The organism is Streptomyces sp. SudanB182_2057, from assembly GCF_964272715.1.
GTDB classification, from domain to species: Bacteria; Actinomycetota; Actinomycetes; order Streptomycetales; family Streptomycetaceae; genus Streptomyces; species Streptomyces rubradiris.
The window spans coordinates 4172676-4198941 of sequence record NZ_OZ186798.1 but is presented as its reverse complement, the minus strand read 5'-3'; the positions used below and the strand labels follow the sequence as shown (position 1 = coordinate 4198941).

Below are 26266 nucleotides of genomic sequence, written 5' to 3'. Positions count from 1 at the left end.
CGGGACGTATCAGCGGTCCACGGGACGTACCAGTACGCAGCTCGCGGACGGTACGGCCTCCACCCACACCTCGGCGCCCCGGGCCACCGGCGCGGTGGCACGCGCGGCGAACTTCGCGGGCTGGCCCGCGAGTCGCACGATGACCTCGCCGAACCCGTCGGCCGGGATCGCGGTCACCACCTTGCCGGAAGCGCCGATCAGGTCGTTCCCGGTGGGCGCCAGGGCCGTCTGGCCGCGCATGAGGGCGCGGCCGAAGCGGTACGTCAGCCACGCCGTGCCGACCCCCGTCAGCGCGCCGACGCCGGCGGCACCCGCGAAGGGAACGCCCAGGGCGGCCCGGGCGATGACCCCGCCGAACCCGGTCATCGCCAGGAACCCGGCGATCACCGGCAGCGACAGCCACCCGTCGAGACCGCCGCCCGGCGCACCGTCGAACACGCCGTCCAGCAGCCCGTCGAAGACGAGCGACAGGGCGAGCAGCACAACCCCCGTGATGCCGAGTCCCAGGAACCAGGCCATGCGTGCCGTCCCCCTCTCACCCGTCGCTCATCTCCGGTGTGACGGATACTCACATGGCGCCGCGAGGCTTTTCACTTCCTGGTTCCGGCAATCTTTACGCGTCTTTAATGCCGACCTTCGGCGTGCTGTCCCTGCGGACTTCGCCGACGGCGGCGACAAAAGCGCGCGTGACGAAGGAGGTCACAGGGCCCGTCGGCAGGACCGGTGCAGCCGAGTCGGGCGGCATCGTGGCGTCCGTCGCCGCACGGCACACGGTCGCGCACGCATGTCTCCGGCAGCGAGGGCTGAACGCGTGCCTTCGGTGGCGGGGGCTGAACGCGTGCCTCCGGTGGCGGGGGCTGTCCGAGCGCGGGCGGGCGGCCTCATCCTCCGCGCGGTTTACGACCCGGTCGGGCAGGCCGGGCCGGCCGGGCGGAGACCGAGTCCGGCGAGGTGGTCCAGTGCCCGGGCGAAGAGGGCCGTGAGGTCCGGTTCGCCGTCGCGCTCCGCCCAGTACATGAGCGTCTCGGTGGTCACCGCGACGAGGACGGCCGCGCCCAGCCGGACCTCGTACGCGTCCGCGTCCCTGCCCGCGCGGCGGGCGAGCAGCGCCGCCGTGTGCGTCACCTGCGCCTCCTGGTGCTGCCACAGGCGTGCGCGCAGTGGCCGCACCCGCGCGGTCAGCCTGAGCCGTGCCAGCGTGGTGTCCGGGTCGGGGCCGACGCGCCGGGCGAGCAGGTCGTGGAGCGTGGCCCGCACCGCGTCGTCCGCCGCCGGCTCCGCCGGATCGCCCGCGTCGGCCGGCTCCGGCTCCTCGGGGAACGGGCCGGGGTCGTCCATGAGGACCACGTCTTCCTTGGTCGGGAAGTAACGGAAGAACGTGCTCGGCGAGACATCGGCCGCCTCACAGATCTGTTCGACGGTGGTGTGGTCGTACCCCTGCGCCACGAAGAGACGGAGGGCTTCCTGCTGGAGAAGGCGGCGGGTCTTCGCCTTCTTCCGCTCCCGCAGGCCGGGTCGGGTGGTCATGGGCCTGTACCTTCCTGACGCATGCGGCCGCCGCCCATTGTCCCACCGGCACCGCGCGGGCGATCGGGGCAGGTCAACGGCTGGTCGGCGGCGGGCTGCGCCCGGTCGACGGCGTCGGAGTCCGGGTCGCCCCGAACCGTCCCGGGGACCACCGGTTGTACCGTCTCCCCGAGTTGATGTTCGTACTTACGTCTGTTCGAAGGCGTGCGGGTCGGTGCGGGGGAGGCGGTCGCGGTGACCGGGAATGGTGAGCGGGTGGCGGGCACGGCGGACCGGGGTGCGCGCCGGCTGCCCCGGGTACGGGGATTCGCCCTCTGGCCGCCGCAAGGGGCGCCGGGCGAGGCGGAGGGGCCGGGCACGGCGGCTACGGCGGGTACGGAGGTCTCTCCGGGGGCAGCGGGCTCCCCGGGTACACCGAATACGCCGAGTACGCCGGGCTCGCCGAAGAAGCAGGGCAAGGCTTTGCGGCGGGGTGTGCCGCGTGCCGCCCACCGCACGTTCGACCCGGACGCCGGCCGCCCCGACGCGGTGACCGCGGTCCGGGAGTCCAACGCCGGCCGCGTCCCCGAGCTGATCCCGCTGCGTGTGGGCCGGATGGCGGCCGGACCGTTCGCCTTCCTGCGCGGCTCGGCCGGGCTCATGGCGTACGACCTCGCCCGCACCCCCATGACCGGGATCACCACCCAGATATGCGGCGACGCGCACGCGGCCAACTTCGGCCTGTACGGCGACGCCCGCGGTGGCCTCGTCATCGACCTCAACGACTTCGACGAGACCGCGCACGGCCCCTGGGAGTGGGACCTGAAGCGGCTCGCGGCCTCCCTGGTGCTGGCGGGGCGGGAGACGGGCGCCGACGAGGACACCTGCCGCGCGGCGGCCCGCGGCGCGGCCGGCGCCTACCGCCGCACCATGCGGCTGCTCGCCAGGCTGCCCGCGCTCGACGCCTGGAACGCCGTCGCGGACGAGGAACTGGTCTCCCACAGCGACGCCCACGACCTGCTCGGCACCCTCCGGCGGGTCTCGGAGAAGGCCCGGTCCAACACCAGCGGCCGGTTCGCGGCGAAGTCGACGGAGCCCGTCGCGGGCGGCGGACGCCGGTTCGTGCCCGCCCCGCCGGTGCTGCGCGACATCCCGGACGCCGAGGCCGCGGCGGTCGCCCTGGCCCTGGAGCAATACGTCGGCACGATCGGCGAGCACCACCGCCCGCTGCTCGCCCGGCACGCCGTGCACGACGTGGCCTTCCGCGTGGTCGGCACCGGCAGCGTCGGCACCCGGTCCTACGTCGTCCTGCTGCTCGACCACCGAGGGGAGCCGCTGATCCTCCAGGTGAAGGAGGCCCGCCCCTCCGCGCTCGCCCCGCACCTGGCCACGGCCGGTCTCCCGGTACGGCCGGTGGCGCACGAGGGCCGCCGGGTGGTCCTCGGCCAGCAGCGGATGCAGGTGGTCAGCGACATCCTGCTGGGCTGGACCACCGTCGAAGGGCGCCCGTACCAGGTGCGGCAGTTCCGCAACCGCAAGGGCAGCGTCGACCCGGCCGCCCTCCCCGCCGACCAACTCGACGACTACGGCCGGATGACCGGCGCCCTGCTGGCCCGCGCCCACTCCCACAGCGCCGACCCGTGGCTGATCGCGGGCTACTGCGGCAAGAACGAGGAACTGGACGAGGCCGTCGCCACCTTCGCCGTCGCCTACGCCGACCGCACCGAATCCGACCACGCCTCCCTCCTGACCGCCATCCGGGCGGGCCGCGTCGAGGCGGAGACGGGGGTATGAGTCGTATGAGCCGCCCCGCCTGCGTCCGTGGCGTCCGGACCAGGCCGCCGAGGGCCCGGCACGTAGCCCCGGCCGGGCCCAGCGGGGCGATACGCTGAACGCGTGACCTCCCCCGAAGCCGGCCAGTCCCAGGCGCCGCGCCCCGAGGAGCGGCTGGAACAGGCCGTCCGGGCCGCCGAGCAGGCGCTGATCGAGTACGAGATCGCCGTGGAGACGTTCCGCGTCGAGGTGGAGAACTTCTCCCGCCTGCACGACCAGCGGCTCGGCCCGCTGTACGCCCGGATCGAGGAACTGGACGCGCGGATCGCCGAGGCGCGGGCCGCCCGCACCGGCGATCCCGAGGACATCCGCCGCGCCGACGAGGCCCGCGCCCGGGTGCTGCCGCTCCCGGACGTGGAGGAGCTGATGCACGGCTGGATGGACGGCGACGGCCTGTTCCCGGAGGCCACCGCCATGCTCACCGGCCAGGCGGTACGGCCCCCGCAGCGGGTGCGCCCCAGCGAGCAGGCCCGCAAGCTCTACCGCGACCTCGCCCGCAAGGCCCACCCCGACCTGGCCCAGGAGGAAGCGGAGCGCAAGCGGCGCGAGGAGTTCCTCAGCCGGGTCAACGCCGCCTACGCCCGTGGCGACGAGACCCTGCTCACGGAGCTGGCCGCCGAGTGGGCCGCCGGGCCGGTGCCGCCCGAGCGCCGGCCGAGTCCCGCCGAGGAGCTGTACGCCCGCCTCGAATGGCTCGCCCAGCGCAAGGAACTGATCACCGTCGTCGCCCGCGAACTGGAGGAGGGCGCGATCGCCGGACTGCTCCGGCTCGCCCCGGACGACCCCGACGGGCTGCTCGACGAGATCGCCGGCCGGCTGCACGCCGACATCGCCCAGCGGGAGGCGGAACTGGCCGGGCTGCTGGGTCAGGGCTGAGCCGGGCTTCGGGTAGCGTCGGAGCCATGAATTTCGGAGCTGGTGTGCCCACGGTCCAGGTGACGGACGTCAAGGACGGTGCCTTTCTGCTGGATGTCCGCGAGGACGACGAGTGGCAGGCGGGCCACGCCGAGGGGGCGCTGCACATCCCTCTCAGCGAGTTCGTCGCCCGCTACGGCGAGCTGACCGAGGCCGCCCCGCAGGACGGCCGCGTCCACGTCATCTGCCGCTCGGGCGGCCGCTCGGCCCAGGTCACCATGTACCTGGTCCAGCAGGGCGTCGACGCGGTGAACGTCGACGGCGGCATGCAGGACTGGCAGCGGGCCGGCCGCCCGGTCGTCACCGACGACGGCGCCCCGGGCTTCGTCGCCTAGGGTCTGTTGCGAAAAGTGGATCTCGATTATGGATGATCTTGCTCTGTGGGGCGTGGTGATCTGACGAACGGCCAGTGGGCCCGGCTGGAGCCGTTCGCAGGGCATCAAGCCGGGCCGTCCGCCGGTGTGGACGAGGCGGCAGCTGATCGACGGCATACGGTGGCGGACCCGCACCGGTGCTCCCTGGCGCGACGTCCCGGAACGCTACGGCCCCTGGGACCGGGTCTACGCCCTGTTCCGCCGCTGGCAGCGCAATGGCACCTGGGCGCGGCTCGTCACCCAGCTCCAGACGCAGGCTGACGCGAAGGGCCTGATCACCTGGGACATGAACGTCGATTCCACCGTCTGCCGGGCTCACCAGCACGCCGCTGGGGCGTCGAGAAATGTGGACCTGCAGAAGGAGCCGCCCGGCGGCATTGTCGTCGAGCCGACCGACCATGGTCTCGGGCGTTCCCGGGGCGGGCTGACCACCAAGATCCACCTCGCTGTCGAGCAGGGGCAGAAGCCGCTGTCGGTGCTGATCACGGCCGGTCAGCGAGGCGATTCACCGCAGTTCGAGCCGGTCCTGGAGGCGATAAGGGTGCCCCACCTCGGTCCTGGCCGGCCCCGCAGCAGGCCGGACCGGGTGCGAGCCGACAAGGCGTACGACTCCTGCCGCAACCGGGCCTACCTGTGCAGACGCGGTATCAAGGCAACTAGCGAATGGCTGTGACCAGCACGGAACCGACACTTCCTAGCCGTCGATGTTGAGCACCGTGCCGTACAGTCGGTCCACCTTCAGCCGGATAACCACCCGGCGCTCGGCAACCAACTCCTCCAGGAGCGCAGCTTCGTCGTCGGGCCTCCCGGCCTCCGGGATCATCTCGAGCAACTCCCGCCCGACCGCGTCCCCCGGAACCGTCGTGCTCTCAGAGACCACGGCCTCGCCTTCGGCGACGGCAAACGACCACACGTCGCCGCCAGGCACATGCAGCGCAGCACGTGGATTGCGTCGCAGGTGCTGGACTTTGACCCGGTCGGCAGTGGTCGAGAACCGCACAATGCGGGCTTCGGGGTCCCAGCTGTACACCATGGTTGTCAGGTGGGGGTGGCCGCTGCGCTTCATGGTGGCGAGCGTGCCGAACTGCTGCTGACCGAGCAAGCTGGAGAGGGCTGCGTCGGACAGTGAGCGAGGCGCTGGTCGTCGAGTCATGAAGTGATCAACGTCCCTGGGTGTCCAGCAATTTCATGGCTCGATAAGCCCAACGCCTACTTTCACAACACGCCCTAGCCGTCCCTGAGCCGTCCCTCGGGTTCAGGTCCCCTGGCGGGAGCCTTCCGTCAGCCGAGCGGATGGGTGGCCAGCAGGTCCCCGAGCCGCTCCTCGTACGCCGCCGCGGGACCGAGTGCCAGTTCCAGGTGCTTGGCCCAGGCGTGGTAGCGGTGCAGCGGGTAGTCGGTGTCCGCGCCGAAGCCGCCGTGCAGGTGCTGCGCCGTCTGCACCACCCGCCGCACCCCCTCCGCCGCCCAGATCTTGGCCACGGCCACATCCCCGGCGGCGGGCAGCGCCCCCGGCGCCCCGGAGGCGATCCGCCAGGCGGCCTGCCAGAGGGTGGCCTCCATGGCGCGCAGGTCGATGTACCGGTCCGCGGCCTGCACGGCCACCGCCTGGAACGTCGCGATCGGGTACCCGAACTGCTCCCGCTTGCCGGTGTACTCGCCGGTCATCCGCAGCACCCGCTCACCCAGCCCGAGCGCCAGCGCGCACGTCCCGGTCACCAGCAGCGCGTGCAGCCACTCCCAGGCGCCCTCGGCCTCGATCACCTCCTCCGGTCCCACCCGGACCGACCGCAGCCGCAGCTCGGCCAGCCGCTCACCGCTGGTGGAGACCTGCTCGGCCGCCTCCAGCCCGTCCGCCCCGCGCGGCACCAGCGCCAGCACGGTCCGCTCACCACCCGCACTCCCGAGGTGCGCCGGTACGACGATCAGGTCCGCGTCGAATGCCCACGGCACCGCCGTCTGCACCCCGTCCAGCAGCCACGCCCGCCCGTCCCGCCGCGCGACGACGGCCGGCTCGGCCGGATCGTGGCCGGTACGTCCGTTCGCCGCGACGGTCAGCACCAGCTCGCCCCGCCCCGCCCGGGGCAGCAGCCGCTCCGCCCGCTCCGGACCGCCGTGGCGCCCCACGGCCGCCATGGCGGCGCTGTGCTCCAGCAGTGGCACCCGTGCCAGCACCCTCCCCGCCTCGCGCAGCACCAGGCACAGCGCGATGGCGTCGAGCCCCGCTCCGCCGTACGCCTCGGCCGACAGCAGGCCCAGCAGATCCGCCTCGGCGAGCCGGGACCACAGCGCCCGGTCCATGCCCTCGGCCACGGCACCGGTGGTGAGTGCCGGACTGGGCACCGCGTCCGGCGCCACCCCGGCGAACCCCCCCCGCGCAGCCTCGGCCGCCGCCTGCTGCTCCTCGGTGAAGGTGAAGTCCACAGCCTGACCTCCTGACGAGTGCCGTCATCTGACGGTCCGTCAAGATAGAACAGGTTCTAGGAGAAGGGAACGGGTGGTACGGCAGCGGCCGGAGCCCGCGGGTCAGCGGGTCAGCGGTCGAAGTCCAGCTCCACCCTTTCCGTCAGCGGATGCGATTGGCAGGCCAGCACATACCCGGCCTCCGTCTCCTCCGACTCCAGCGCGAAGTTGCGGTCCATGCGCACCTCGCCCGCGACCAGGAAGGCCCGGCACGTCCCGCACACCCCGCCCTTGCAGGCGTAGGGCGCGTCGGGCCGGTTGCGCAGCACCGTCTCCAGCAGCGACTCGCCCTCCCGCACCGGCCAGGTGCCGCCGCGTCCGTCCAGCCGCGCGGTGACGGTGCTGTGCGCGGGAGCCGCCGCCGTCGCCGCCGGGGCCGATCCCGCGTCCACGTGGAAGATCTCCTGGTGGATCCGGTCCCGTGCCACGCCCAGGTCGCGCAGCGCCCGCTCGGCGCCCTCCACCAGCCCGTACGGCCCGCACAGGAACCAGCCCGCCACCTCCTCCACCGGCAGCAGCGCGGGCAGCAGCCCCGTGAGCCGCGCCCGGTCGAGCCGGCCCGACGGCAGGCCCGCCTGCTGTTCCTCCCGGGAGAGCACGGTCACCAGCTGAAGCCGCTCGGGATAGCGGTCCTTCAGGTCGGCGACCTCCTCCAGGAACATCGTCGAGGCGGCCGTCCGGTCGCTGCGTATCAGACAGAACCGGGCCCGCGGTTCGCGCGCCAGCAGCGTGGCGACGATGGACAGCACCGGGGTGATGCCGCTCCCGCCGGCCACCGCCGCGTACCACCCCGGAGCCGGGTCCAGGGTGAAGCGGCCCGCCGGGGTCATCACGTCCAGCTCGTCCCCGACGTTGATCTCCTTGAGCGCGTACGTGGAGAAGGCCCCTCCCTCCACCAGCCTCACCCCCACCCGCAGGGTGGCCGGCCCCTCGCCGGCCGGGTCGGGAGCGGGGGAGCAGATCGAGTACGTGCGCCGGATCTCCGTGCCGTCCGCCCGGCGGCGCAGCGTGAGGTGCTGGCCGGGCGCGTGCCGGTACTGCTCGCGCAGGTCCGGTGGGACGGAGAGGGTGAGGGCGACGGAGTCGTCCGTGAGCCGGTCGACCGCGGCCACCGGGAGCGGGTGGAAGCGTGCCATCACAACTCCTTGAAGTGGTCGAACGGTTCGCGGCAGCCCAGGCACCGGCGCAGCGCCTTGCACGCGGTCGAGGAGAACCGGCTCAGCAGCTCGGTGTCGGCCGAACCGCAGAGTGGGCAGCGGACCGGCTCGGTGCCGGCCTCCGGGGACAGGGCCGCGCTCGTGCCCGCGTCCTTGGTCGTATCCGCGGCCGTGGTCGCATCCGCGGCTGTGGCTGTGGCCGTGGGGGCGTTCGTGGCCGTGGTCCGTGTGCGGGTCGGGCCCAGGGACAGCGGAACCGGGCCCGTGGCTCGTTGGGTGCGGGGCGGGGCGATGCCGAACTCGCGGAGTTTCTCACGCCCTTCGGGGGTGATGTCGTCGGTCGACCAGGCGGGGCTGAGCACCGTGCGGACGGTGACCTCGCGCATGCCGTGGGCGCGCAGCACCCGCTCTATGTCGACGCTCATCGCCTCGATGGCGGGGCAGCCGGTGTAGGTGGGGGTGAGGTCCACCTCCACCGCGTCCGTGCCGTGGACGTGCACCGCGCGGAGCACGCCCAGCTCCCGCAGCGTGAGCACGGGCAGCTCGGGGTCGGGCACCGCCCCGGCCAGCTCCAGCAGCTCCGCCTCCAGGGCGGTGGCGGTCACCATGTCGCCCCCGGGTGGCTGCGGTGCAGGTGCTGCATCTCGGCGAGCATCCGGCCGAACGGCTCGGTGTGCAGGCCCTGCCGGCCGGCCCCCGCCGACCAGGCACCGGTGCGCGGCCCCTCGGGCAGGGTGAGGGTGGCGCGGGACAGCACGTCGGCGACCGACTCCAGCCAGCGCTCCTCCAGCCGCGCCCAGTCGGCGGCCAGCCCCTCCACCGGCTGGAACATCTCCCCGGTGTACCGCCACAGCGCGGCGCACGCCCGCGCCATCCGCTCATGGCTGTTCTCCGTGCCGTCGCCCAGCCGGAGCGTCCACTGCTCGGCGTGGTCGCGGTGGTAGGCGACCTCCTTCACCGCCTTCGCGGCCAGCGGCGCGAACGGGCCGTCGCCCGCTGCCAGGTCGGCGTAGAGCAGGTGCTGGTACGTGGAGAAGTACAGCTGGCGGGCGATGGTGTGCGCGAAGTCGCCGTTCGGCTGCTCGACCAGCTGGAGGTTGCGGAAGGCCCGTTCCTCGCGCAGGTAGGCCAGTTCGTCCTCGTCGCCGGCCAGCGACAGCAGCAACCGGGCCTGACCGAGCAGGTCCAGGGCGATGTTGGCGAGGGCGACCTCCTCCTCCAGGACAGGGGCGTGGCCTGCCCACTCCCCGATGCGGTGGGAGAGCACCAGGGCGTCGTCGCCGAGGGCGAGCGCGGCGGTCACCGGGACAATAGCGGGGCCGGTGGCGGTCACAGGTGCTTCACCCCTTCCGGGATCTCGTAGAAGGTCGGGTGCCGGTAGGGCTTGTCGGCGGCCGGCTCGAAGAAGGGGTCCTTCTCGTCCGGCGAGGAGGCGGTGATGGCGGCGGCCGGGACGACCCAGATGGAGACGCCCTCGCCGCGCCGGGTGTACAGATCGCGGGCGTTGCGCAGGGCGAGCTCGGCGTCGGGCGCGTGCAGGCTGCCGGCGTGGGTGTGGGACAGGCCGCGCCGTGAGCGGACGAAGACCTCCCACAGGGGCCAGTCGGTGGCGCTCATGCTCGCGTCGCTCCCGTCCCACCGGTGTCGCCGGTGTGCTTGGCCGCGTAGGCCGCGGCGGCTTCCCGTACCCACGCGCCCTCGTCGTGGGCGCGCCTGCGCTGGGTGAGGCGCTGTTCGTTGCAGGGGCCGTTGCCCTTGAGGACCTCCCAGAACTCCGTCCAGTCGATCGGTCCGAAGTCGTAGTGCCCCCGCTCCTCGTTCCACCGCAGCTCCGGGTCGGGGAGGGAGAGGCCCAGGGACTCGGCCTGGGGGACGCAGATGTCCACGAAGCGCTGGCGCAGCTCGTCGTTGGAGTGGCGCTTGATCTTCCACTCCATCGACTGCGCGGAGTGCTGGGACTCGTCGTCGGGCGGGCCGAACATCATCAGCGACGGCCACCACCAGCGGTCCACCGCGTCCTGGGCCATGGCGTGCTGCTCCGGTGTGCCCTTGCTGAGGGCCAGCAGCAGTTCGTAGCCCTGGCGCTGGTGGAAGGACTCCTCCTTGCAGATGCGGACCATCGCGCGGGCGTACGGGCCGTAGGAGCAGCGGCACAGGGGGACCTGGTTGGTGATCGCGGCGCCGTCCACCAGCCAGCCGATCGCTCCGACGTCGGCCCAGGTCAGGGTCGGGTAGTTGAAGATCGAGGAGTACTTCTGGCGGCCGGCGTGCAGTTTGTCCAGCAACTCGTCACGGCTGGTGCCGAGGGTCTCGGCCGCGCTGTACAGGTACAGGCCGTGCCCGGCCTCGTCCTGGACCTTGGCCATCAGGATCGCCTTGCGGCGCAGGGAGGGCGCGCGGGTGATCCAGTTGGCCTCCGGCTGCATGCCGATGATCTCGGAGTGCGCGTGCTGGGCGATCTGCCGGACCAGGGTCGCGCGGTAGGCATCGGGCATCCAGTCGCGCGGTTCGATGCGCTCGTCGGCGGCCACGGCCGCGTCGAAGGCGCGCTGGTAGGCCGTCGTGTCGGCGGTGTCCGGCGCGCCGTCCGTCCCTGTACGGGCGGTGCGCTGCGCGGCTGCTGTGGCCATGCGGTCCCCCTGACCTCGGCTGTGCGGTGAACACTGTCCTCTCGGCCCGGCCCGACCGATCGTTCGGTCCGTGCGCAATCCATGGTGTGCCGGGCCGCCACGGGGTGTCAACCGCTGTGGAAAACTCCCGCCGCGACCTGTGGACAACATGCGGGGAGGCGGCGGGCGGGCTGGTCCGAGGGGCGATGGGAGACGGCGGGCGGGCTGGTCCGAGGGGCGATGGGAGACGGCGTGCGGGCTGGTCCGAGTGGCTATGGGAGACGACGCGAGGGGCGGGGGCAGGGGCATGGGTCGGCGGGACCGCCCTCACCCACCAATCCCTCACTCCCGCCCTCAGACGGTGGTAGAGGGCCCGGCACGGCGTCGGCCGAAGCGCCCGAGGGTGCGTCCGTCGTGACCCCGCGTGGCGTTCGGTGGGGTGGGCCACGTCCCCGGTTCGCACCCGGGGCTGCGCCCGGTGCCCCCGGCTGAGTACCGTTCCGTGCGGGCGCCGAGAGGTGGCGCTCGTGCGGCATGCGGCGCCTGTGACGAACCCGGCGCCGACGGCTGCCCCGCCCGGCGGACTCCGGGCGGACGAGACCGAGCGGAACGACCGGGCGAACGACAATGAGCCGAAACGGGGGACGGGACCCAATGGACGCGTACGACGAGGACTCGCGGGAACCGCGGGCTCCCGACGGGCCGGCCGGGACGCGTCTCCCGGAACAGCCACCACGGCCGGCCCCGCCACCGGCCGCCGCGCCCGAGCCCCGTACCCCCGCGACCGCGTCGGAGTCCGGCGCCGGTGACGTCGGCACCGGCTCTCGCTCTCGCACCGGCTGGCCTGCCACCGAGCCCCGCGCCGGTGTCACCTGGCCCGGTGCCGGTGCCGGGCCAGGTGCCCGTGCCGGCCTCCCCGCGTCCGAGCCGCGCACCAGTGTCGCCGGGACCGGCCCTCGTACCGGCGTGCACGCGTCCGACCCGCGCACCGGTGTCGCCGCAGCCGAGGCCGCGCCCCGCGCCGGTGCCGTCGCGGCGGAGGCCGGGGCGCGTACCGGTGGGGCCGTGTCCCGGCCCCGTACCGGCGTAGCCGCCCTCTCCCCTCGCTACCAGGTCGTCGCCGCGCTGGCGCTCGCCGTGATCGCCGTGGGCGCCTGTGTGCATCTGCTGATGGTGTTCCTCAGCCTCGCGCCCTCCAACACCGTGACGAAGCAGCACGGCGAGGCGATAGAGGAGTGGGTGTACCCCGAGTTCGAGCAGAACTGGAAGCTGTTCGCCCCGAACCCGCTCCAGCAGAACATCGCCGTACAGGTCCGCGCCGAGGTGCGGATGCCCGACGGCGGGCTGCTCACCACCGGGTGGACCGACCTGTCCGCCCAGGACGGCGCCGCCATCGACGGCAATCCGCTGCCGAGCCACACCCAGCAGAACCTGCTGCGCCGGGCCTGGGACTTCTTCGCCGCCACGCACGGCGCCGACAATCGCGCCATCGGCTTGCGGGGCTCGCTGTCCGAGCAGTACCTGCGCCGGATCGTGGTGATGCGCCTGTACCGGAGCGATCCGTCGAGCCGGGAAGGCGTGATCCAGCGCGTGCAGGTCCGTTCCAGCACCACCCAGGTGCAGCCGCCGCCCTGGAGCCGTGAGCGCGTGTCCGACAAACCCGTCTACCGCCTGCTGCCCTGGTGGTCCGTGACATCCGACGAGGCCGCGGGAGGCGTGCGGTGAACCGTCTGTCCCTGACGCTGTCGCGCGGTGTCGCCCAGGTCACCGGCGCGGCCCTCGGCCCGTACCAGAGCGCCGTGATCCGGATCGGGTTCGCCGGCACCTGGCTGCTGTTCCTGCTGCGCGAGTTCCCCCACCGCCAAGAGCTGTACGGTCCTGCCGGACCGTGGGGCTGGAACCTCGCCAAGCAGCTGACCGCCGACAACCACGCCTTCTCGGCGCTGCTGTGGTCCGACGGGCGGCTCTGGTTCGAGATCTGCTACGCGCTGGCCGTCCTCGCTTCGGCGGCCCTGGTGCTCGGCTGGCGCACCCGGACCGCCTCCCTGCTGTTCATGGTGGGCGTGCTGTCGTTGCAGAACCGCAGCGTCTTCGTCGGCGACGGCGGCGACAACGTCCTGCACCTGATGTCGATCTACCTGGTGTTCACGCGCTGCGGACAGGTGTGGTCCCTCGACGCCCGCCGGGCGGCCCGCGCGGCGGCGGCACGCGCGCGTGGCGAGCGGGTGCCCGCCGACCTGGCGGGACCGGTGCTGTGGGCAGTGCTCGGCCTGGCGCTCGGCACGGCAGCGCTGACCGGGCGGTTCCATGCCACCGAATGGCTGATCCCGGTGCTGCTGTGGACGGCCTGGGCGGGACTCGGCCTGTGGTGGGCCGTCGAGCGCCGGGCGGCCTGGCGGGAGCCCCGGATCCTGCTGGACGTCGTCGCCAACGTGCTGCACAACGGCGCCCTGGCCGTGATCATGGCCGAGGCGTGCCTGATCTACGCCACGGCCGGCTGGTACAAGGTCCAGGGTTCGCGCTGGCAGGACGGCACCGCCGTCTACTACCCGCTGCACCTGGACTACTTCTCGCCCTGGCCGGGGCTCGCTGACCTGATGTCCTCCAGCGGCACGATCATGATGATCGTGGCCTACGGGACGGTCATGACACAGGTCGCCTTCCCGTTCACCCTGTTCAACCGGCGGGTCAAGAACGTCCTGCTGGTGGTGATGATGGCCGAGCACGCGGTGATCGCGGTCGTCCTCGGCCTGCCGTTCTTCTCGCTGGCGATGATCGCCGCCGACGCGGTGTTCCTGCCGACGTCCTTCCTGCGCCGGCTCGGCGACCTGGCGGCACGCGCGCGGGGGCGGCTCGCCGGGAGCGCCGGCCGCGCGGTCCCGGCACCGCGCCCCACGGAGGAGAGCACGGCCGACCACGTAGGGTTCACCACATGACCGACCCGCTGAGCCGCTGGCGCGCGCACGCTCAGGGCGCCGTCCTGCTCGACGGTTTCCACGCCCTCAAGCACGCGCTGCGCTTCGGCGCCGAGGTGCCGGTCGCGGTCACCACCGACCGGCGGGCCGCGCTCGCCCTCGCCGAGGAACTGGCCGGGGACGTCCGCGACACCCTGGACGCCCTGCTGACGGAGGTGTCCGGGCCGGAGTACGCCGACCTCGTCCCGCGCCCGCACCCGACCGGTGTGGCGGCCCTGGCCGTACGGCCGTCCCGCGCGGCGCATCTGCGCACGCTCGCCCGCACGCCCCGCACCGCTCCCGTCGTGGTCCTGGACAACCCGCGCAACCTGGGCAACGCCGGTGCCGTGATCCGGCTCGCCGCCGGGTTCGGGGCGACCGGGGTGGTCACCACCGGCACGCTCGACCCGTGGCACCCCACCGTGGTGCGCGGCGGCGCGGGTCTGCACTTCGCGACCGCCGTGGAGCGGCTGGACGTCGACGACCTGCCGGCCGGGCCGCTGTTCGCGCTCGACCCGGAGGGCGAGGACATCCGTGGCACCCGGCTGCCGGACGACGCCGTCCTGGCCTTCGGCTCGGAACGCACCGGCCTGTCGGCTCCGCTGCGCGCCCGCGCCGACCACCTGCTGCGCCTGCCGATGCGCCCCCAGGTCTCCAGCTACAACCTCGCCACCAGCGTGGCGATGACGCTGTACCACTGGAGCGCGACCGGGGGCGCGCCGCTGGCCTAGGTCCTGTCGTCGAGAGTGCGTGCATGGCGTCGCGAGGCAGGCGGGAGTTTGACGACAGGGCCTAAGCCTCCCGCCGCACCTCCACCATCCGGAAGCGGCTGGCCACGAAGGCGCTGTCGGTGAGGGCCGCGTTGGCCGCCGGGTTGCCGCCGGAGCCGTGGAAGTCGGAGAAGGCGGCCGTCTGGTTGACGTAGACCCCGCCGGTCAGGTTGAGGGAGAGCTGGGCGGCCTCCTCCAGGCAGACCTCCGCGATGGCCTGTTCGGTCGCGGGGTCCGTGGTGTACGCGCCGACCGTCATCGCGCCCTTCTCCCGGACCGTGCGGCGCAGCAGCTCCATGGCGTCGGCCGCCGAGTCGACGGCGACGGCGAAGGAGACCGGGCCGAAGCACTCGCTCATGTACGCGGCCTCGTCGTCCGGCTTGGCGCCGTCCAGCTTGACGATGACGGGGGTGCGCACCACCGCGTCCGGGAACTCCGGATTGGTGACCTCGCGGGAGGCGAGGGCGACTTCGCCGAGACCGGCCGCTGCCTCCAGGCGGGCCTTGACGTCCGGGTTGACGATCGCGCCCAGCAGCGCGTTCGCGCGGGCGTCGTCGCCTAGCAGGCCGTCGACCGCGCGCGCGAGGTCGGCGGTGACCTCGTCGAAGGACTTGTGGCCCTGGTCGGTGGCGATGCCGTCACGAGGGATGATCAGGTTCTGCGGGGTGGTGCACATCTGGCCGCTGTACAGGGACAGTGAGAACGCCAGGTTGGACAGCATGCCCCGGTAGTCGTCCGTGGAGTGCACGATCACCGTGTTGACGCCGGCCTTCTCCGTGTAGACCTGCGCCTGATGGGCGCTGGTCTCCAGCCAGTCGCCGAACGCCGTCGACCCCGTGTAGTCGATGATCTTGATCTCGGGGCGCAGCGCGAGGGTCTTGGCGATGCCCTCGCCGGGTCGCTCGGCGGCCAGGGCGACCAGGTTCGGGTCGAAGCCGGTCTCGGCGAGCACGTCGCGGGCGATCCGGACGGTCAGCGCGAGCGGCAGCACCGCGCGCGGGTGCGGCTTGACCAGCACCGCGTTGCCGGTGGCCAGGGAGGCGAACAGGCCGGGGAAGCCGTTCCAGGTCGGGAAGGTGTTGCAGCCGATGACCAGGCCGATGCCGCGCGGGACCGCGGTGAACCGCTTGGTGAGGACCAGCGGGTCGCGCTTGCCCTGCGGCTTGGTCCACTCCGCCTGCTCCGGGGTGCGGACCTGCTCCGCGTACGCGTACGCCACCGCCTCCAGGCCGCGGTCCTGGGCGTGCGGGCCGCCCGCCTGGAACGCCATCATGAACGCCTGGCCGGAGGTGTGCATGACCGCGTGCGCGAACTGGTGCGTTCGGTCGCTGATCCGCTTCAGGATCTCCAGGCAGACCACGGCCCGCAGCTCGGGGCCCGCGTCCCGCCAGGCGCGCTGCCCGGCCCGCATGGCGGGCAGCAGCACGTCGATGTCCGGATGCGGATAGGTCACGCCCAGCTCGATGCCGTACGGGGAGACCTCCCCGCCCACCCAGTCGTCGATGCCCGGCTGGTCGGCGAGGTCGAGGCGGTTGCCCAGCAGGGCGTCGAAGGCGGCCTTGCCCGCCGCCGCGTCCAGGCTGCCGTCCTCGCCGTACGCCTTCGGGTGCTCGGGGTGCGGGGACCAGTACGCGCGCGTGCGGATCGCTTCCAGCGCCTGGTCGAGCGTGGGCCGGTGTTTCCGGAGCAGCTCGTGGGCGGTCGGTTCGGCGGCCATGCGGGACCAACTCCTCGTCTGGAGAGCCTCTTCGTCGAGTCCGTGACCTGGGCAGGGGCTGCCCGTCAGAGCTAGAGTAACCGAACGATCGGTCGGGACAAGGGGGTCCGCCGCATCTGTGGAAAACGTCGTGCGGGAGGATCGCGCACATGACAGCACTCGACCTCAGCAGCCCCGTGGCCGTCGTCGGCACCGGCACCATGGGCCAGGGCATCGCCCAGGTCGCGCTGGTCGCCGGCCATCCCGTACGGCTCTACGACGCCGTACCCGGGCGGGCCCGGGACGCGGCCGAAGCGATCGGCGCCAGGCTCGACCGGCTCGTGGAGAAGGGCCGGCTCTCCGCCGGCGACCGGGACGCGGCCCGCGCCCGCCTCACGCCCGCGGACGGCCTCGCGGAGCTGGCCGACTGCGCCCTGGTGGTGGAGGCCGTCCTGGAACGGCTGGACGTCAAGCAGCGGCTCTTCGGCGAGCTGGAGGAGATCGTCGCCGAGGACTGCCTGCTGGCCACCAACACCTCCTCGCTGTCGGTGACGGCCGTCGGCGGCGCTCTGCGCCACCCGGGCCGCTTCGTCGGCCTGCACTTCTTCAACCCGGCGCCGCTGCTGCCGCTGGTGGAGGTGGTCTCCGGGTTCGCCACCGACTTCACGTCGGCCACGCGCGCGTACGAGACCGCCCGTGCCTGGGGCAAGACCCCGGTGGCCTGCGCCGACACCCCCGGCTTCATCGTCAACCGCATCGCCCGGCCCTTCTACGCCGAGGCGTTCGCCGTCCACGAGGCCCAGGCCGCCGATCCCGCGACCATCGACGCGGTCCTGCGCGAGTCGGGCGGTTTCAAGATGGGTGCCTTCGAACTGACCGACCTGATCGGCCAGGACGTCAACGAGTCCGTCACCCACTCGGTGTGGCAGTCCTTCTTCCAGGACGTGCGCTTCACTCCGTCCCTGGCCCAGCGCCGGCTGGTAGAGTCCGGCCGGCTCGGCCGCAAGAGCGGGCGCGGCTGGTACGACTACGCCGACGGCGCCGAGCGGCCCGAGCCCCACACCGCCGACAAGGAGCGGCCGCCCGCCTATGTCGTCGCCGAAGGCGGCCTGGGCCCGGCGGCCGAGCTGCTCACGCTGATCCGTGAGGCGGGCATCGAGGTCCGCGAGGAGGACGAGGACCACGGCACCCGCCTGGTGCTGCCCAGCGGCGGTCAGCTGGTCCTCGCCGACGGCCAGACCTCGGCGGAGTATCGGGATGTCGTCTACTTCGACCTCGCCCTGGACTACCGCACGGCCACCCGCATCGCCCTGTCCGCCGCCCAGGACACCTCCCCGCGGACCCTCGCCGAGGCCACCGGGCTGTTCCAGGCGCTCGGCAAGGACGTCAGCGTCATCGGCGACGTCCCCGGCATGATCGTCGCGCGCACCGTCGCCCGGATCATCGACCTCGCCCACGACGCCGTCGCCAAGGGCGTGGCCACCGAGGAGGACATCGACACCGCGATGCGCCTGGGCGTCAACTACCCGCTCGGGCCCTTCGAGTGGGACCGCAGGCTCGGCCGCGACTTCGCCTTCGACATCCTGGACGAGATGCACGAGCGCGACCCTTCCGGACGCTACGCGCCCTCCCTCGCGCTCTACCGTCACGCCTATGCCAACGACCGGCGGGAGAGCACCTCATGACCACGCCCAGACGCGACACCTACACCCCCGAGACGCTGCTCTCCGTCGCCGTGCGGGTCTTCAACGAGCGCGGCTACGACGGCACCTCCATGGAGCACCTGTCCAAGGCGGCCGGCATCTCCAAGTCGTCGATCTACCACCACGTCAGCGGCAAGGAGGAGCTGCTGCGCCGGGCCGTCAGCCGTGCCCTGGACGGGCTGTTCGCCATCCTGGACGAGGAGCACGCGCGCGAGGGCCGTGCCGCGGACCGGCTGGAGCACGTCGTACGCCGCATGGTCGAGGTGCTCACCGCCGAACTGCCCTATGTGACGCTGCTGCTGCGCGTGCGCGGCAACACCGAGACCGAGCGGTGGGCGCTGGAGCGGCGCCGTGACTTCGACCACCGGGTGGCCGGGCTGATGAAGGCGGCGGCGGCCGACGGGGACATACGCGGCGACGTGGAGGTGCGGCTGGCCACCCGGCTGGTCTTCGGGATGATCAACTCGATCGTGGAGTGGTACCGGCCGGAGGCGCGCGGCGCGAACGGACCGGAGATGGCCGACGCCGTCGTCCGGCTGGTCTTCTCGGGGCTGCGCCGGGGCTGACCTCAGCCGTCCGGCTCCAGGTCCTCCTCCTCGAACACCAGCAGCGTGCGGGTGCTGAGCACCTCGGGGATCGCCTGGAGCCGCGTCAGCACCAGCTCGCGCAGCGCCCGGTTGTCGGGCGTGTGCACCAGCAGCAGCACGTCGAAGTCGCCGCCCACCAGGGCGATGTGGGAGGCGCCGGGCAGCTGCCGGAGCTGCTCGCGGACCGTGCGCCAGGTGTTCTGCACGATCTTCAACGTGATGTACGCGGACGTGCCGTGGCCTGCCCGTTCATGGTCCACTCGGGCACTGAAACCCCGGATCACCCCGTCCTCGACGAGCCGGTTGATCCGTGCGTAGGCGTTGGCGCGCGAGACGTGGACGCGTTCGGCGACGGACCGTATCGAGGCGCGGCCGTCGCCCTGGAGGATCCGCAGGATGTCCTGGTCGATGGCGTCCAGCGGGCGCGGGGGCGGCGGCACGCCGCCGTCCTGCCGTCCGTAGGCCATTTGTTCAGGCGCCATGTTCCCCCGCTTCCTCGCCGTGGACGTCCTGCGTTCATTCCAGGCTGTGGAAAACCGTTTGTCCACAGCCCCGGGCCGCCTGTAGCCAAAATGCGCCGTCAACCGAACAATCGGTAGGTGAGACGGGTCACAGCCGCCCCGTCTCCTCAGCCACTCCCACGAGGAGGTGCCGTCATGACGGTTCTGGAGCAGCGGGGCGCGTACCGGCCGTCGCCGCCGCCCGCCTGGCAGCCCCGTACGGACCCCGCGCCGCTGCTGCCCGACGCCGAGCCCTACCGCGTCCTCGGCACCGAGTCGGCCGCCAAGGCCGACCCCGCCCTGCTGCTGCGGCTCTACGCCCAGCTGGTGCGCGGACGCCGTTACAACGCGCAGGCCACCGCGCTGACCAAGCAGGGCCGGCTCGCCGTCTACCCGTCCAGCACCGGCCAGGAGGCCTGCCAGATCGGCGCCGCCCTGGCCCTCGAGGAACGCGACTGGCTCTTCCCCAGCTACCGCGACACGCTCGCCGTCATCGCCCGGGGCGTGGACCCGGTCCAGACGCTCACCCTGCTGCGCGGCGACTGGCACAACGGCTACGACCCCTACGCCCACCGGGTGGCCCCCCTCAGCACCCCGCTGGCCACCCAGCTGCCGCACGCCGTCGGCCTCGCCCACGCCGCCCGCCTCAAGGGCGACGACGTGGTGGCGCTGGCCATGGTCGGCGACGGCGGCACCAGCGAGGGCGACTTCCACGAAGCCCTGAACTTCGCCGCCGTGTGGCAGGCCCCGGTCGTCTTCCTGGTCCAGAACAACGGCTTCGCCATCTCCGTCCCGCTGGCCAAGCAGACCGCCGCGCCCTCCCTGGCCCACAAGGCCGTCGGGTACGGCATGCCGGGCCGGCTGGTCGACGGCAACGACGCCGCCGCCGTGCACGAAGTCCTCGCCGAGGCCGTACGCCACGCGCGCGCGGGCGGCGGCCCGACCCTGGTGGAAGCGGTGACGTACCGCCTGGACGCCCACACCAACGCCGACGACGCCACCCGCTACCGGCAGGACGCCGAGGTCGCGGCCTGGCGCGCGCACGACCCGGTCGAACTGCTGGAACGCGAACTGACCGCACGCGGGCTGCTGGACGAGGCCGGCATCGAGGCCGCCCGGCAGGACGCCGAGACCATGGCCGCCTCCTTGCGCGAGCACATGAACCGGGACCCCGAACTCGACCCCCTGGACCTCTTCGACCACGTCTACGCCGACACCACCGCCCAGCTGCGCGAACAACGGGCCCTGCTGCGGGCCGAGCTGGAAGCCGAGCAGGAGCAGTCCGGCGCCGGCGAGCGGCCCGGAGCGCGGGAAGGCGGCGCCCGATGACCACCGTCGCCGTCAAGCCCGCCACCCTGGCCCAGGCGCTCAACCGCGCGATGCGGGACGCCATGGCCGCCGATCCCGCCGTGCACGTCCTGGGCGAGGACGTCGGCCCCCTCGGCGGGGTCTTCCGCGTCACCGACGGACTCGCCAAGGAGTTCGGCGAGGACCGCTGCACCGACACCCCGCTCGCCGAGGCCGGCATCCTCGGCACCGCCGTCGGCATGGCGATGTACGGCCTGCGCCCGGTCGTGGAGATGCAGTTCGACGCCTTCGCCTACCCGGCGTTCGAGCAACTGGTCAGCCACGTCGCCCGGATGCGCAACCGCACGCGCGGCCGGATGCCCCTGCCGATCACCGTCCGCGTCCCCTACGGCGGCGGCATCGGCGGCGTCGAGCACCACAGCGACTCGTCCGAGGCCTACTACATGGCCACCCCGGGCCTGCACGTCGTCACCCCGGCCACCGTCGCCGACGCCTACGGACTGCTGCGCCGGGCCATCGCCTCCGACGACCCGGTGGTCTTCCTCGAACCCAAACGGCTGTACTGGTCGAAGGACACCTGGGACCCCGAGCGGCCCACGGACGTGGCGCCCATCGGACGCGCGGTGGTGCGCCGCCCCGGCGGCAGCGCCACACTGATCACCTACGGCCCCTCCCTGCCGGTCTGCCTGGAGGCGGCCGAGGCCGCCCGGGCGGACGGCTGGGACCTGGAGGTGATCGACCTGCGCTCCCTGGTGCCCTTCGACGACGAGACGGTCTGCGCGGCCGTCCGGCGCACCGGGCGCGCGGTCGTCGTCCACGAGGCCACCGGATTCGGCGGCCCGGGCGGCGAGATCGCGGCCCGGATCACCGAGCGCTGCTTCCACCACCTGGAGGCGCCGGTGCTGCGCGTGGCCGGTTTCGACATCCCCTACCCGTCGCCCATGCTGGAGCGGCACCACCTGCCCGGCGTCGACCGCATCCTGGACGCCGTGGCCCGGTTGCAGTGGGAGGCCGAGGGCTGATGGCTCAGGTGCTGGAGTTCAAGCTGCCCGACCTCGGCGAGGGGCTCACCGAGGCGGAGATCGTCCGCTGGCTGGTCCAGGTCGGCGACGTGGTCGCCGTCGACCAGCCGGTGGTCGAGGTGGAGACGGCCAAGGCGATGGTCGAGGTGCCCTGCCCCTACGGCGGCGTGGTCACCGCCCGCTTCGGCGAGGAGGGCACCGAACTGCCCGTCGGCGCCCCGCTCCTGACGGTCGCCGTCGGCGAACCGGAGGACGGCACGGAGGGCTCGGGCAACGTCCTGGTGGGCTACGGCACCCAGGCACCGGCGGCCCGCCGGCGCCGGGTCCGGGCGGGCGCGGCCGCCGTCGACGGGCAGGCCCGGGAGCCGGAAACCGCCGATGCCGCCCCGCACGCGCGCGTGGCCGCACCGCCGCCGGAGGCCGCGCCCGCACCCGCCGGGGGCCCGGTCCCCGTGATCTCCCCGCTCGTGCGCAAGCTCGCCCGGGACAACGACGTCGACCTCAGGCGGCTGACCGGCTCCGGCCCGGACGGCCTCATCCTGCGCGCGGACGTCGAGAACGCCCTGCGCACCAGGACCGCGCTCGCGGGTACGGCCGCCGGCCAGGCCGTACCGACTCCCGCCGAGCAGGCCGCGGTGGCGTCCGTGGGGGCGCCCGGCGCCGAGGGCGGGGTGCGGATCCCGCTCAAGGGCGTCCGCGGCGCCGTCGCCGACAAGCTCTCCCGCAGCCGCCGGGAAATCCCGGACGCGACCTGCTGGGTCGACGCCGACGCGACCGAACTCATGCGCGCCCGGGCCGCCATGAACGCCACTCCGGGCGCGAAGATCTCCCTCCTCGCGCTGCTCGCCCGGATCTGCACCGCCGCGCTCGCCCGGTTCCCCGAGCTGAACTCCACCGTCGACACCGAGGCCCGCGAGATCGTCCGGCTCGACCGCGTCCACCTCGGGTTCGCCGCCCAGACCGACCGGGGGCTGGTCGTGCCGGTCGTTCGGGACGCCCACACGCGCGACGCCGAGTCTCTGACCGCCGAGTTCGCCCGGCTCACCGAGGCCGCCCGCACCGGGACGCTGACCCCCGGGGAGCTCACCGGCGGCACCTTCACGCTGAACAACTACGGGGTCTTCGGCGTCGACGGCTCCACGCCGATCGTCAACCACCCCGAGGCGGCCATGCTCGGCGTCGGCCGCATCGTGCCCAAGCCGTGGGTGCACGAGGGCGAGCTGGCCGTCCGGCAGGTCGTACAGCTCTCGCTCACCTTCGACCACCGGGTGTGCGACGGCGGCACGGCGGGCGGCTTCCTGCGCTACGTGGCGGACTGCGTGGAACAGCCGGCGGTGCTGCTGCGCACCTTGTGAGTGAGGGCCGTGTGCGTCCTGTGACCCGCACCCGGTCCGGAACCAGGGGCTGACGGGACATACTCGTGGGGTGACCGACGCCGCACCCGCCGCCCCCGGGACAGCCGCCCCGTACGACGCCGTCGTACTGGCCGGTGGTGCCGCCCGACGGCTCGGCGGGGCCGACAAACCCGGCGTCCGGGTCGGCGGCCGGGCGCTGCTCGACCGGGTGCTGGCGGCCTGCGCGGAGGCCCGGACGACCGTCGTCGTGGCCGCGCCCCGGCCCACCGCCCGCCCGGTGCGCTGGGCCCGCGAGGAGCCGCCCGGCGGCGGGCCGCTCGCCGCGCTGGCGGCCGGACTGCGGCACACCACCGCCGGGCACACCGTCGTCCTCTCCGCCGACCTGCCCTTCCTCCGGCCCGGTACGCTCCGGCGGCTCCTGACCGCCCTCCGGGACACCGGCGCCGACGGCGCGCTGCTCACCGACGCGGACGGCCGCGATCAGCCGCTCGTGGCCGCCTACCGCACCGCCGCCCTGCGCCGCGAGCTGACCGCCCTCGCCGCCGCCCACGGCGCCCTCACCGGGCTCCCCCTGCGCCGGCTGACCGGAACCCTCCGCCTCACCCGTGTCCCGGACCCGCTCGCGTCGTTCGACTGCGACACCTGGGACGACATCGCCGACGCCAGGGCACGCATCAGGGAGCATGGGCACGTGTTGGATGAATGGATCTCCGCAGTCAAGGACGAGCTGGGCATCGACCTGGACGTCGACACCGGCGCCCTGCTCGACCTGGCCCGTGACGCCGCCCACGGTGTGGCCCGCCCCGCCGCCCCGCTGACCACCTTTCTCGTCGGCTACGCGGCGGCCCGGGGCGCGGGCGGCCCCGAGGCCGTCGCCGAGGCCGCCCGCAAGGCCGCCGCGCTGGCCCTGCGCTGGGAAGAGGAGAACGACGCGGCCGGGAAGAGCGCGAGCGGCGGGGGCCCGAGCGCCCCGGACGCCGGATGACCGCCTCCGGCACCCCGGCCGGGGCGCCCGCCGCCGACAGCGACGACCTCGACGTCGAGGAGGCCCTGGCGTTGGTGCGGGAACCCCACCGGGAGCCCCAGGACGAAGGCGCCGCCCGCTCGCCCGGCGGTCCGGCCGTACGGCAGCCCGGTGAGCGGCCCGCCGGGCACCACACGGCCACCCCTTGGCCCCACGCCCGCGAGACCGCCGCCCGCGCCGCCCGGGCCGTGCGCGCCCACGGCCGGCAGAGCCCGGCGGACAGCCCCGCCGGGGACCGGCGCGCCCCCGTCTCCGTGCCCCTCGGCGACGCCCTCGGACTGGTGCTGGCCGCCCCCCTGGACGCGCTCACCGACCTGCCCTCCTTCGACACCTCCGCGATGGACGGCTGGGCGGTCGCCGGGCCCGGGCCCTGGCAGGTACGGGAGGAAGGGGTGCTCGCCGGGCACGCCCAGCCCGAGCCGCTCACCGACGGCACGGCGGCCCGTATCGCCACCGGCGCCCGCGTTCCCGCCGACACCACCGCCGTCCTGCGCACCGAGCACGGCCGGACCGACGCCCAGGGCCGGCTGCACCCCACCCGCGAGATGTTCCACGGCCAGGACATCCGGCCCCGGGGCCAGGAATGCCGGACCGGTGACCAGTTGCTGCCCGTCGGCACCCTCGTCACCCCCGCCGTCCTCGGCCTCGCCGCGGCGGCCGGCTACGACACGGTCACCGTCGTTCCCCGCCCCCGCGTCGAAGTCCTGATCCTGGGCGACGAGTTGCTGACCGAGGGCCTGCCGCACGACGGGCTGATCAGGGACGCGCTCGGTCCCATGCTGCCGCCCTGGCTGCGCGCGCTCGGCGCCGACGTCGTGGCCGTGCGGCGGATCGGCGACGACGCCCGGGCGCTGCGCAAGGCGGTCACCGCCTCCCGGGCCGACCTCGTCATCACCACGGGCGGCACCGCCGCCGGGCCCGTCGACCACGTCCACCCGGTCCTGGAACGCGTCGGCGCCGAACTCCTCGTGGACGGCGTCAAGGTGCGGCCGGGCCACCCCATGCTGCTGGCCCGCACCAAGGAGCACCAGCACCTCGTCGGCCTGCCCGGCAACCCTCTCGCGGCCGTCTCCGGTCTGCTCACGCTCGCCGAACCGCTGCTGCGGACCCTCGCGGCCCGTCCCGCCCCCGAGCCGTACACCCTGCCCCTGAAAGAGGCGGTGCAGGGGCACCCGTACGACACCCGTCTCATCCCCGTGGTGCTGCGCGGCGACCACGCCGTGCCGCTGCACTACAACGGCCCGGCGATGCTGCGCGGCATCGCCGCCGCCGACGCGCTGGCCGTCGTACCGCCGGGCGGGGCCCGGCAGGGGGAGGAGGCGGAGCTGCTGGACCTGCCATGGGCGACCGCCGGAATCGGGGTGTGTTTCACGTGAAACTTCCGGGCCATGACGCCATCGCCCGCCAAGCGGACGAGCATCTCGTGACCCATCGGGTGAAACTCCCGAGAAAAGTGGTGGAGCGTCCGATCCGCCAGGTCGTCAAGCGGCTGGTCATGGCGCTGGCGGTGCTGGTGGCCACCGCGCTGATCGTCTACGCCGACCACGAGGGCTACAACGACAACTCCGACGGCTCCGTGGACCTGCTCGACTCGTTCTACTACGCGACCGTGACCCTCTCCACCACGGGATACGGAGACATCACGCCGGTCAGCGACGGTGCCCGGCTCACCAACATCTTCCTCATCACGCCCCTGCGCGTGCTGTTCCTGATCATCCTGGTCGGCACCACGCTGAAGTCCTCACCGAACGCACCCGTGAGGAATGGCGCCTGAACCGCTGGAGGTCCGTCTTGCGCGATCACACCGTTGTCGTCGGCTTCGGCACGAAGGGACGGTCGGCCATCCAGACCGTCTGCGCGACCGGGCTGAAGAAGGAGCAGGTCGTCGTGGTCGACCCCAGCTCCAAGGCGATCGACGCGGCGGCTGCCGAGGGGTTCGCCGGGGTGATAGGCGACGCCACCCGCAGTGATGTGCTCAAGCGGGCCGAGGTGCACAAGGCGCGGCAGATCATCATCGCCCCGCAGCGCGACGACACCGCGGTCCTCGTCACCCTCACCGCCCGCCAGCTCAACCGGGGCGCCAAGATCGTGGCCGCCGTCCGCGAGGAGGAGAATGCCCCGCTGCTGCGGCAGTCCGGCGCCGATGCCGTCATCACCAGCTCCGGAGCGGCCGGCCGGCTGCTCGGCCTGTCCGTGCTGAGCCCGGCCGCCGGCATGGTGATGGAGGACCTCATCCAGCAGGGCAGCGGCCTGGACCTCGTCGAACGGCCGGTGGTGCGCGGCGAGGTGGGCAAGACGCCCCGCGAGACGGACGACCTGGTGGTGAGCGTCCTGCGCGGGCACCGGGTGCTGGGCTACGACGACCCGTCCGTCGGCACCCTCCAGCTGACCGACCGGCTCATCACCATCGTCCGGGCGACTCCGGGCAACCAGGTCACTCCGGACACCCGCCCCCTGCCACACGGCTGACCGGACCGGCGGGGAGTAGCG

Annotated in this window: 25 protein-coding genes and 1 pseudogene; 15 read left to right on the top strand and 11 right to left on the bottom strand. The window is 73.4% G+C overall.

Features of this window, described 5'->3' with window-relative positions:
- Positions 1-9: 9 nt before the first annotated feature.
- Both ACSURM_RS18255 and ACSURM_RS18250 read right to left on the bottom strand, forming a co-directional pair.
- On the bottom strand, positions 10-519 hold the full coding sequence (locus tag ACSURM_RS18255; RefSeq protein ID WP_436956344.1) for a hypothetical protein: 510 nt from the start codon (positions 517-519) through the stop codon (positions 10-12).
- A 378-nt stretch (positions 520-897) separates the two neighbouring features.
- A complete protein-coding gene (locus tag ACSURM_RS18250; protein WP_436956343.1) occupies positions 898-1527 on the bottom strand; it encodes a TetR family transcriptional regulator in 630 nt (209 codons plus the stop codon).
- Between the two features lie 462 nt (positions 1528-1989).
- On the opposite strand from ACSURM_RS18250, the gene ACSURM_RS18245 reads away from it, so the two are divergent.
- The 4 genes from ACSURM_RS18245 (at position 1990) to ACSURM_RS18230 (ending at position 5301) form a co-directional block, all read left to right on the top strand.
- On the top strand, positions 1990-3300 hold the full coding sequence (locus tag ACSURM_RS18245; protein WP_436956342.1) for a DUF2252 domain-containing protein: 1311 nt from the start codon (positions 1990-1992) through the stop codon (positions 3298-3300).
- Positions 3301-3402: 102 nt separating this feature from the next.
- Complete coding sequence (locus tag ACSURM_RS18240) at positions 3403-4215, top strand: hypothetical protein (protein ID WP_436956340.1); 813 nt, start codon at positions 3403-3405, stop codon at positions 4213-4215.
- A 44-nt stretch (positions 4216-4259) separates the two neighbouring features.
- Positions 4260-4589 carry a rhodanese-like domain-containing protein gene (locus tag ACSURM_RS18235; RefSeq protein WP_436961133.1) on the top strand — a complete coding sequence of 110 codons (330 nt, stop codon included), beginning with the start codon at positions 4260-4262 and terminating at the stop codon, positions 4587-4589.
- A 124-nt stretch (positions 4590-4713) separates the two neighbouring features.
- The gene (locus ACSURM_RS18230) at positions 4714-5301 is read left to right on the top strand and encodes an IS5 family transposase (RefSeq protein WP_436956338.1); all 588 of its coding nucleotides are present in this window, start codon (positions 4714-4716) and stop codon (positions 5299-5301) included.
- A 21-nt stretch (positions 5302-5322) separates the two neighbouring features.
- Here ACSURM_RS18230 and ACSURM_RS18225 read toward each other — a convergent pair whose 3' ends face one another.
- The 7 genes from ACSURM_RS18225 to paaA form a co-directional block, all read right to left on the bottom strand.
- Entirely contained in the window at positions 5323-5781 is a 459-nt protein-coding gene (locus tag ACSURM_RS18225; RefSeq protein ID WP_436956336.1) for a pyridoxamine 5'-phosphate oxidase family protein, read from the bottom strand.
- Positions 5782-5909: 128 nt separating this feature from the next.
- Positions 5910-7052, bottom strand: a complete 1143-nt coding sequence (locus tag ACSURM_RS18220; protein ID WP_436956334.1) for an acyl-CoA dehydrogenase family protein — start codon at positions 7050-7052, stop codon at positions 5910-5912.
- Between the two features lie 110 nt (positions 7053-7162).
- On the bottom strand, positions 7163-8227 hold the full coding sequence (locus tag ACSURM_RS18215) for a 2Fe-2S iron-sulfur cluster-binding protein (RefSeq protein WP_436956332.1): 1065 nt from the start codon (positions 8225-8227) through the stop codon (positions 7163-7165).
- The gene (paaD, locus tag ACSURM_RS18210) at positions 8227-8856 is read right to left on the bottom strand and encodes a 1,2-phenylacetyl-CoA epoxidase subunit PaaD (protein ID WP_436956330.1); all 630 of its coding nucleotides are present in this window, start codon (positions 8854-8856) and stop codon (positions 8227-8229) included. Before paaD ends, ACSURM_RS18215 begins: the two co-directional genes overlap by 1 nt.
- The gene (gene paaC / locus ACSURM_RS18205) at positions 8850-9581 is read right to left on the bottom strand and encodes a 1,2-phenylacetyl-CoA epoxidase subunit PaaC (RefSeq protein WP_436956328.1); all 732 of its coding nucleotides are present in this window, start codon (positions 9579-9581) and stop codon (positions 8850-8852) included. Before paaC ends, paaD begins: the two co-directional genes overlap by 7 nt.
- The gene (paaB, locus tag ACSURM_RS18200) at positions 9578-9865 is read right to left on the bottom strand and encodes a 1,2-phenylacetyl-CoA epoxidase subunit PaaB (protein WP_436956326.1); all 288 of its coding nucleotides are present in this window, start codon (positions 9863-9865) and stop codon (positions 9578-9580) included. Before paaB ends, paaC begins: the two co-directional genes overlap by 4 nt.
- Entirely contained in the window at positions 9862-10878 is a 1017-nt protein-coding gene (paaA, locus tag ACSURM_RS18195; RefSeq protein WP_436956324.1) for a 1,2-phenylacetyl-CoA epoxidase subunit PaaA, read from the bottom strand. The genes paaB and paaA overlap by 4 nt, the downstream gene beginning before the upstream one ends.
- 945 nt (positions 10879-11823) lie before the next feature.
- Between paaA and ACSURM_RS18190 the strand changes: the two genes are divergently transcribed.
- The 3 genes from ACSURM_RS18190 to ACSURM_RS18180 are packed head-to-tail and all read left to right on the top strand — an operon-like array spanning position 11824 to position 14542.
- Positions 11824-12582 (top strand): DUF5819 family protein, encoded by a 759-nt coding sequence (locus ACSURM_RS18190; RefSeq protein ID WP_436956322.1) that lies wholly within the window; start codon positions 11824-11826, stop codon positions 12580-12582.
- Positions 12579-13793, top strand: coding sequence for an HTTM domain-containing protein (locus ACSURM_RS18185; protein WP_436956320.1), 1215 nt, complete (start codon positions 12579-12581; stop codon positions 13791-13793). Before ACSURM_RS18190 ends, ACSURM_RS18185 begins: the two co-directional genes overlap by 4 nt.
- Entirely contained in the window at positions 13790-14542 is a 753-nt protein-coding gene (locus ACSURM_RS18180; protein ID WP_436956318.1) for a TrmH family RNA methyltransferase, read from the top strand. The genes ACSURM_RS18185 and ACSURM_RS18180 overlap by 4 nt, the downstream gene beginning before the upstream one ends.
- A 61-nt stretch (positions 14543-14603) precedes the next feature.
- On the opposite strand, the gene paaN is transcribed toward ACSURM_RS18180, so the two are convergent.
- Complete coding sequence (paaN, locus tag ACSURM_RS18175) at positions 14604-16298, bottom strand: phenylacetic acid degradation protein PaaN (protein ID WP_436956316.1); 1695 nt, start codon at positions 16296-16298, stop codon at positions 14604-14606.
- A gap of 149 nt (positions 16299-16447) precedes the next feature.
- Here paaN and ACSURM_RS18170 point away from each other — a divergent pair, with 149 nt between their 5' ends.
- Together ACSURM_RS18170 and ACSURM_RS18165 are read left to right on the top strand one after the other, a co-directional pair.
- The gene (locus ACSURM_RS18170; protein WP_436956314.1) at positions 16448-17962 is read left to right on the top strand and encodes a 3-hydroxyacyl-CoA dehydrogenase; all 1515 of its coding nucleotides are present in this window, start codon (positions 16448-16450) and stop codon (positions 17960-17962) included.
- Positions 17959-18546, top strand: coding sequence for a TetR/AcrR family transcriptional regulator (locus ACSURM_RS18165; RefSeq protein WP_436956312.1), 588 nt, complete (start codon positions 17959-17961; stop codon positions 18544-18546). Before ACSURM_RS18170 ends, ACSURM_RS18165 begins: the two co-directional genes overlap by 4 nt.
- 2 nt (positions 18547-18548) lie before the next feature.
- Here the strand turns inward: ACSURM_RS18165 and ACSURM_RS18160 are convergent, their stop codons facing one another.
- Positions 18549-19049 (bottom strand): Lrp/AsnC family transcriptional regulator, encoded by a 501-nt coding sequence (locus ACSURM_RS18160; protein WP_436956310.1) that lies wholly within the window; start codon positions 19047-19049, stop codon positions 18549-18551.
- Between the two features lie 174 nt (positions 19050-19223).
- Here ACSURM_RS18160 and pdhA point away from each other — a divergent pair, with 174 nt between their 5' ends.
- The 6 genes and pseudogenes from pdhA (at position 19224) to ACSURM_RS18130 (ending at position 26245) form a co-directional block, all read left to right on the top strand.
- The gene (gene pdhA / locus ACSURM_RS18155; RefSeq protein WP_436956308.1) at positions 19224-20396 is read left to right on the top strand and encodes a pyruvate dehydrogenase (acetyl-transferring) E1 component subunit alpha; all 1173 of its coding nucleotides are present in this window, start codon (positions 19224-19226) and stop codon (positions 20394-20396) included.
- The gene (locus tag ACSURM_RS18150; protein WP_436956306.1) at positions 20393-21397 is read left to right on the top strand and encodes an alpha-ketoacid dehydrogenase subunit beta; all 1005 of its coding nucleotides are present in this window, start codon (positions 20393-20395) and stop codon (positions 21395-21397) included. Before pdhA ends, ACSURM_RS18150 begins: the two co-directional genes overlap by 4 nt.
- Positions 21397-22752: a dihydrolipoamide acetyltransferase family protein gene (locus ACSURM_RS18145; RefSeq protein ID WP_436956304.1), complete on the top strand. Its 1356-nt coding sequence runs from the start codon at positions 21397-21399 to the stop codon at positions 22750-22752. The genes ACSURM_RS18150 and ACSURM_RS18145 overlap by 1 nt, the downstream gene beginning before the upstream one ends.
- A gap of 70 nt (positions 22753-22822) precedes the next feature.
- Complete coding sequence (locus ACSURM_RS18140) at positions 22823-23737, top strand: NTP transferase domain-containing protein (RefSeq protein WP_436956303.1); 915 nt, start codon at positions 22823-22825, stop codon at positions 23735-23737.
- Entirely contained in the window at positions 23734-25152 is a 1419-nt protein-coding gene (locus tag ACSURM_RS18135; protein WP_436956301.1) for a molybdopterin molybdotransferase MoeA, read from the top strand. The genes ACSURM_RS18140 and ACSURM_RS18135 overlap by 4 nt, the downstream gene beginning before the upstream one ends.
- Positions 25149-26245: pseudogene (locus ACSURM_RS18130) on the top strand (potassium channel family protein). The gene ACSURM_RS18135 and the pseudogene ACSURM_RS18130 overlap by 4 nt, the downstream one beginning before the upstream one ends.
- Positions 26246-26266 lie beyond the last annotated feature (21 nt).